Source organism: Caballeronia sp. INML3B (assembly GCF_023631305.1).
Classification (GTDB): Bacteria; Pseudomonadota; Gammaproteobacteria; order Burkholderiales; family Burkholderiaceae; genus Caballeronia; species Caballeronia turbans.
Genome location: NZ_JALQDI010000066.1, coordinates 53,683 through 60,538, shown reverse-complemented (window position 1 = coordinate 60,538; position 6,856 = coordinate 53,683). Strand labels below are relative to the sequence as shown.

General features: G+C 63.5%; 6 protein-coding genes and 1 pseudogene. 5 read left to right on the top strand and 2 right to left on the bottom strand.

Annotation, left to right across the window (positions count from 1 at the left end; all coding sequences use genetic code 11):
- The 4 genes and pseudogenes from sdhB to ilvD all read left to right on the top strand — a co-directional run.
- Positions 1-77 (top strand): annotated as a pseudogene (sdhB, locus tag NCS58_RS28075) (succinate dehydrogenase iron-sulfur subunit); the annotation flags it as partial.
- A 193-nt stretch (positions 78-270) separates the two neighbouring features.
- A complete protein-coding gene (locus NCS58_RS28070) occupies positions 271-693 on the top strand; it encodes a nuclear transport factor 2 family protein (protein ID WP_061121181.1) in 423 nt (140 codons plus the stop codon).
- Between the two features lies 1 nt (position 694).
- Positions 695-1,324 (top strand): TetR/AcrR family transcriptional regulator, encoded by a 630-nt coding sequence (locus NCS58_RS28065; RefSeq protein WP_061121182.1) that lies wholly within the window; start codon positions 695-697, stop codon positions 1,322-1,324.
- A gap of 110 nt (positions 1,325-1,434) precedes the next feature.
- On the top strand, positions 1,435-3,294 hold the full coding sequence (ilvD, locus tag NCS58_RS28060) for a dihydroxy-acid dehydratase (protein WP_061121183.1): 1,860 nt from the start codon (positions 1,435-1,437) through the stop codon (positions 3,292-3,294).
- Between the two features lie 64 nt (positions 3,295-3,358).
- On the opposite strand, the gene NCS58_RS28055 is transcribed toward ilvD, so the two are convergent.
- Both NCS58_RS28055 and NCS58_RS28050 read right to left on the bottom strand, forming a co-directional pair.
- Positions 3,359-4,231, bottom strand: coding sequence for an NAD(P)-dependent oxidoreductase (locus NCS58_RS28055; protein ID WP_061121184.1), 873 nt, complete (start codon positions 4,229-4,231; stop codon positions 3,359-3,361).
- A gap of 39 nt (positions 4,232-4,270) precedes the next feature.
- Positions 4,271-5,599 (bottom strand): MFS transporter, encoded by a 1,329-nt coding sequence (locus NCS58_RS28050; protein ID WP_061121225.1) that lies wholly within the window; start codon positions 5,597-5,599, stop codon positions 4,271-4,273.
- A 263-nt stretch (positions 5,600-5,862) separates the two neighbouring features.
- Between NCS58_RS28050 and NCS58_RS28045 the strand changes: the two genes are divergently transcribed.
- On the top strand, positions 5,863-6,783 hold the full coding sequence (locus NCS58_RS28045) for a LysR family transcriptional regulator (protein WP_061121185.1): 921 nt from the start codon (positions 5,863-5,865) through the stop codon (positions 6,781-6,783).
- Positions 6,784-6,856 lie beyond the last annotated feature (73 nt).

The window sequence follows — 6,856 nt, the reverse complement described above, 5'->3', positions numbered from 1 at the left end:
ACGTGTGCCCCAAGGGGCTCAATCCGACCAAGGCGATCGGCAAGATCAAGGAATTGATGGTGCGCCGCGCTGTCTGATATCCAGAGCGAATGAAGAGATGGCGCAGCCTCGAAAGAGGCTGCGCCATTTTTTTATCCGCGAGAATTTGCCGCGCAGTGAAGTGATTGCATAGCTAACCAGCAAGACCAACAGACGACATTTAAATCTTGTAATGAGACTCTTGTCTCACTAGAATGAATCGGAGGAAATGGCGCACGCAAGGAGGCAATCATGACGCTGACCCCTGTGGAGATGGATCGGAAGATCGACGAGCATTTCGGCTTCGAACGACGCGACGATGTCGAAGGCGTGCTCGCGACGCTCACGGAAGATGTCGAGCACGATGTCGTCGGCTGGCCCGCGGGTCCGGCGCATGGACGCGAAGGCGCGCGGCCGTTCTATGAAACGTTGTTCGCCGATCTCTCGGAGAGCCGGGTCGAGTGTCTGCGCCGCCTTTATGGCGATGGCTTCGTCATCGACGAATCGCTGTGGCGCGGCAAGGCGCCCGGCAGACCGTTCGGGCTCGACGGCCGTGGGCGCCCGCTCGAATTCCGCATGTTGCATGTCATCGAGTTCAGCGAAAGCGGGCAGATCAGGCGCGAGAACGTGTGGGTCGATCTCGCGGCGATCATCGGCCAGTTGCCGCAGGCTTGATATGGCAGATCCTGCAACGAGGACGCGCGGCAATCAGAAGCAGCGCACGCGCAAGGATTTGCTGCAGGCGGCATCGCGGCTGACGAAGCAAGGGCTCAGGCCGAGTCTGGAGGAGGTTGCCGCTGAGGCAATGGTCTCGCGCGCGACGGCGTATCGGCATTTCCCGAGTGTCGATGCGCTCATGCTGGAAGCATCGCTCGATGTCGACACGCCGGATGCGGACACGCTCTTTACTGCGCGCGCATCGGCTGATCCGGTCGCGCGACTGCTGCGTGTCGATGCCGCGCTCCACGACATGATTCTCGCCAACGAAGTGCCGCTGCGCATGATGCTCGCGCATTCGCTCGAGCGCGCGGCGAAGGGCGATGCCGCAGATGAAGTGCCGCTGCGGCAGAATCGCCGCACGCCGTTGATCGAGGCGGCGCTGGAGCCCGCGCACGATCAGTTCAAGGCCGCGGCGCTCGACACATTGACTCAGGCCCTCGCGCTCGTGATCGGCACCGAGGCGATGCTGGTCTGCAAGGATGTGCTGCAACTCGACGACGCACGCACGCGCAAGGTGAAACGCTGGGCGATTCGCGCGTTGGTGGACGCGGCGAGGCGAAGCAAAACGAACGAAGCAGGTATGTGATAATCCCAAAATTCGCGCCCGCCCGACCCAAAAGGTCGCCGACCCCTGCGCGCAAGGGCCTTTACCCTCGTGGCCCGCTTTCATCCCGCGATATTCCACCAGCAACCACGATGCCCACATACCGTTCCAAAACCTCCACCGCCGGCCGCAACATGGCGGGCGCGCGCTCGTTGTGGCGCGCCACCGGCATGAAAGACGAAGATTTCTCGAAGCCGATCATCGCCGTCGTCAACTCGTTCACCCAGTTCGTGCCGGGGCACGTGCATCTGAAAGACCTCGGGCAACTCGTCGCGCGCGAGATCGAGGCCGCGGGCGGCGTGGCGAAGGAGTTCAACACCATTGCCGTCGATGACGGTATCGCGATGGGTCATGACGGCATGCTGTATTCGCTGCCGAGCCGCGACATCATCGCCGATTCGGTGGAATACATGGTCAACGCGCATTGCGCCGATGCCATGGTCTGCATCTCGAACTGCGACAAGATCACCCCGGGCATGCTGATGGCCGCCATGCGCCTGAACATTCCCGTGATCTTCGTGTCCGGCGGGCCTATGGAAGCAGGCAAGACGCGCCTCGCGAATCCGAAGACGAAGGCCATCGAGCTGAAGAAGCTCGATCTCGTCGATGCCATGGTGATCGCCGCCGACTCGTCGTACTCCGACGCCGAAGTCGCCGAAGTCGAACGGTCCGCATGCCCGACGTGCGGTTCGTGCTCGGGCATGTTCACGGCCAACTCGATGAACTGCCTCACCGAAGCGCTCGGCCTCTCTTTGCCCGGCAACGGCACCGTGGTCGCGACGCATGCCGACCGCGAGCAGCTTTTCAAGCGCGCGGGACGCGGTGTCGTCGAACTGGCGCGCCGTTACTACGAGCAGGAGGAAGCGCGCGTGCTGCCGCGCTCGGTCGGCTTCAAGGCCTTTGAAAACGCGATGACGCTCGATATCGCGATGGGCGGCTCGACCAACACCATCCTGCACTTGCTGGCCATTGCGCGCGAAGCCGAGATCGACTTCACGATGGCGGACATCGACCGCCTGTCGCGCACCGTGCCGCAACTGTGCAAGGTCGCGCCCAACACGAACAAGTACCACATCGAAGACGTGCATCGCGCGGGCGGCATCATGGCGATCCTGGGTGAACTCGATCGCGCGGGCAAATTGCACACCGACGTGCCGACCGTGCATGCGCCCACGCTGAAAGACGCGCTCGACCAGTGGGACGTCAAGCGCACCGAGGACGAAGCGGTCAAAACCTTCTACATGGCAGGCCCCGCCGGCGTTCCGACGCAAGTGGCGTTCAGCCAGAACACGCGCTGGCCGAGTCTCGACACCGATCGCGCCGAAGGCTGCATCCGTTCTTACGAACATGCGTTCTCGAAGGAAGGCGGCCTCGCCGTGCTGAGAGGCAATATCGCGCTCGACGGCTGCGTCGTGAAGACCGCGGGCGTCGATGAAAGCATTCTCGTGTTCGAAGGCACGGCGCATGTCACCGAGTCGCAGGATGAAGCCGTGGAGAACATCCTGAACGACCAGGTCAAGGCCGGCGATGTCGTCATCGTCCGTTATGAAGGTCCGAAGGGCGGCCCGGGCATGCAGGAAATGCTCTACCCGACGAGCTACATCAAGTCGAAAGGTCTCGGCAAGGCATGCGCGCTCCTGACGGACGGCCGCTTCTCGGGCGGCACGTCGGGGCTTTCGATCGGCCATTGCTCGCCCGAAGCGGCGGCAGGCGGCGCGATCGGTCTCGTGCGCGACGGCGACAAGATCCGCATCGACATTCCCAATCGCACGATCGACGTGCTGCTTTCGGACGATGAACTCGCGCGCCGTCGCGAGGAACAGAACGCGAAGGGCTGGAAGCCCGCGAAGCAGCGTCCGCGCAAGGTGTCGGCGGCGCTGAAGGCGTATGCGAAGCTGGTGATGTCGGCGGACAAGGGCGCGGTGCGGGATTTGTCCTTGCTCGACGACTGAAGCGGCGCCACCCGCAAGTTGCGAAAGCCGCTCTTCGGAGCGGCTTTTTTTCGCGTCGTCGCAATCAGGCGCCCAGCAGCTTCGGCAACTCCAGCAACGTCCGATGCGCGCCGCCTTGCTCGACCGCGTCCGCATACGTCGCGCGAACAGCAGTGGCGATCGCATCGACCGCGTTCGTGTCCCCGGCCATCGTCACGTAGTAGCCGAGATCCTTGAGCGCATTGGACATGTGAAACGGCATGCCCGACGGATCGTCTTCCACGAGCGACGGACGCAGCCGCTCCAATGCCGCGCCGCCGCCACCGCCTTTCGCGAGGACATCGACGAAGGTTTGCGCATCGACACCCGCGCGCTTCGCGCAGGCCGCCGCTTCGGAGATCAGCGCGATCGTCCCGAGCGATACGAAATTGTGCAGCAGCTTCATGCTGTGCCCCGCGCCGAGGCCGCCGACGAGCGTCACGTTCTCCGCATACGTACGCAACAGCGGCTCGATACGAGCGAACAATTCCGGCTCAGCGCCGACCAGCAGATTCAGGCGCCCTTCATGCGCTTCCTTCGCGGTGCGCGTCATCGGCGCATCGACGAACAGACCGCCCGCTTCCTTCACGAGCGATGCCATGCGCGCCGTCGATGCGGGTACGGCCGTCGAGCAGTCGATCACGATCGTTCCCGGCTGCAATCCCGCGAGCACGCCATCGGGCGCGGTCAACACCGCTTCGACTTCAGGCGATCCTGTCACGCAGAGAATGACGATGTCCGATTCGCGCGCGAGCGCCTCGCCGTTCGCGACGGTCTTCACGCCGCCCGCGCGCAGTTCGTCGAGTGGCTGATTGCCGGGATGCTCGACCACCGTAAGCGGATAGCCATGCTTCATCACATTGCGCGCGATGCCGTGCCCCATCAGGCCGATACCGATCATGCCGATTCGCTGCTTCATCCTGCCTCTCTTCGTCTTGTCGTGTCTGTGGAAAAAAGCTCAGCGGTTCACGAGCCGCTTCGGCAGCAGCATCGTCAGAACGATGCCGAGTGCGAGGCAGCCTACCATCGAGAAAATCGGCAATGTCATGCCGCCCGAAGCCTGCTTCAGGAAGCCGACCACATACGGGCCGAAGAAGCCGCCGAGATTGCCGAACGCGCTGATCCATGCGATGCCGACCGCCGCCGCGGCCTGCCCGAGCACGGCCGTGGGCATGCTCCAGAAGAGCGGCGGAAACGACAGCAGTCCCGCGTTGGCGATGCACAGCGCGATCATGCCGAGCCACAAATTGTCATGCCAGAGCACGGACAGCGACAAGCCGACCGCGCCCATCAGAAGCAATGCCGCGACATGCATGCGCCGCTCGCCGCGCCTGTCCGCGCTGCGGCCGAAGGTCAACATCACGACGACGGCAACCGCGTTCGGCAACGCCGCGAGCGCGCCGATCGCGAAGTCGCCGGAGATGCCCATCGACTTGATCATCGTGGGCGCCCAGAAGGTGTAGCCATAGATGCCGAATACATCGAGAAAATAGATCAGGCAAAACGCCCACACGAGCCAGCTCGAGAAGAGGCCCTTGTGGTTCGATTCCGCCGTCACCGCGCGATCCTCGGCGAGCACGCGCGAGAGGAAGGCGCGATCGGCCTCGCTGTAGCGCGGGCTTTTCGTGACGTCGTCGTCGAGTCCCTTCCATGTGTAGACCGCCGCGAGAAACGCGGGCAAGGCTTCGACGATGAAGATCCACTTCCAGCCGGCCAACTGCATGAGGCCGTCGAAGTACTGCATGATGAAGCCCGTCAACGGCGAGCCGATGAGACCCGCGAGCGCGAGCGCCGCATAGAACATGCTGAGGATGCGCGCGCGGCGGTTACGCGGAAACGACTGGCCGATATAAAAGACGATCGCCGGAATGAAGCCGGCCTCCGCGACGCCGAGCAGGCAGCGCATCACGTAGAACTGCATCGGCGTGGCGACGAAGGCCGTCAGCCCCGACACGACGCCCCACGACAGGATGATGCGCGTGATCCATCTGCGCGCGCCCACGCGTTGCAGGATCATGTTGCTCGGCACTTCGAAAATCACATAGCCAAGAAAGAAGATGCCTGCGCCGAAGCCGAACACGGCATCGGAGAAGCCGAGCTGCTGCGCCATCTGCAACTTCGCGAAGCTCACGTTCACGCGATCGATGTACGACGTGATGTACGCGAACATCAGAATCGGCAGGATTTGCAGAGCCAGGCGGCGGAAGATCCGGTCCGCCGTGGCCGCGTCGTGTGACGGGGCGGGCGATGCCGCGCCGGGCGGCATGTTGGTCGCATCGATTTCCACGTCTGTCTCCATGTATGTTTTTTTTAAGCTCCGTCCTGCGTCGCCCGGATTCGTGGACGGAAGACGCGGCGGAACAGGGGAAATGTAGCGGCTGCCGAGCGCCGGTGATATGCGAAATCGTTGAAGCGGGCTTTCGAATAGTTCGAACACGCCCTTCGCGACACGGGCGTGCGCATCGGTCAGGGTTTTCCTGTATCCGGCCACGACGCGCCGATCGCGCCCGGATGCCATACTGCGCGGCAAGACTTTAAGGAGCGTCCGGTTTGTTCGATCTCACGTCGCTGGCTCTTTTTCTGCGCGCAGTCGAATTGGGCAGCCTGTCGAAGGCGGCGCAGCAATCGCATATGTCGCTGTCGACGGCGAGCCGGCGTATTGCGCTGCTCGAACATCACTTCCGCGTCGGGTTGCTGAACCGCACGTCGGCGGGTGTCGAGCCCACGCCCGCGGGCGAAGCGCTCGCGCGTCATGCCACCGAGCTGCTGCTCAAGACCGATGCGATATACAGCGAGCTGTCCGACTACACCAAAGGCTCCGTCGGCCGCGTGCGCGTGTTCGCCAATATCTCGGCGATCAGCCAGGACTTGCCCGATCATCTGCGCGCGTTCTCGCAGCGGTATCAGGACATCAAGCTGCATATCAGCGAATTGCGCAGCATGGACATTCTTCAGGCGTTGCGTGAAGGGCGCGCGGATGTCGGCGTGGTGACTTCGCAGGTCGGCATGGAAGGCATTCGCCTCGCGCCATACTGCGCGGACCGCATCAGCGTCGTCGTGCCGGAAGACCATGTTTTGCAGGGCGAGCAGATCGACTTCGCGGCGCTGCTCGAACACGATATCGTCGGCCTCGACGACAAGGCCGAAGTCACGCGAATGCTCGTCAAGGAAGCCGCGCTCGCGGGCCGCACGATCCGCTTTCGCGTGCAGGTGCAAAGCTTCGAGGCGATGTGCCGGCTCATCGCGGCGGGGCAGGGCGTCGGCGTGCTGCCCGAAGGCGCGGTGCGTCTCTTTCGCGAGCCGATGCATCTGCGCTTCATCCGCCTGACGAATCCCTGGGCCGAGCGCGTGATGTCGGTCGGGATTCGCGCCGGCGCCGCGCCTTTGCCCGCGCGCAAGCTGTTCGATTTCCTGAGCGCGTTCGCGCCCGCATCGCTGGTTGCGCCGGGCGGCGAACGTCCGGCCGGCTGAACCCCCTTGCGGATATTCGAAGACTCCCGTTTGCGGATTCGCACTTCCGCCGCGTGAGGGCGTCCGCTAGATT

What these genes read in the sequence shown, in the direction of transcription:
- NCS58_RS28070 (WP_061121181.1), top strand. Translation starts at nt 271, where the DNA reads ATGACGCTGACCCCTGTGGAGATGGATCGGAAGATCGACGAGCATTTC.
- NCS58_RS28065 (WP_061121182.1), top strand. Translation starts at nt 695, where the DNA reads ATGGCAGATCCTGCAACGAGGACGCGCGGCAATCAGAAGCAGCGCACG.
- ilvD (WP_061121183.1), top strand. Translation starts at nt 1,435, where the DNA reads ATGCCCACATACCGTTCCAAAACCTCCACCGCCGGCCGCAACATGGCG.
- NCS58_RS28055 (WP_061121184.1), bottom strand. Translation starts at nt 4,231, where the DNA reads ATGAAGCAGCGAATCGGCATGATCGGTATCGGCCTGATGGGGCACGGC.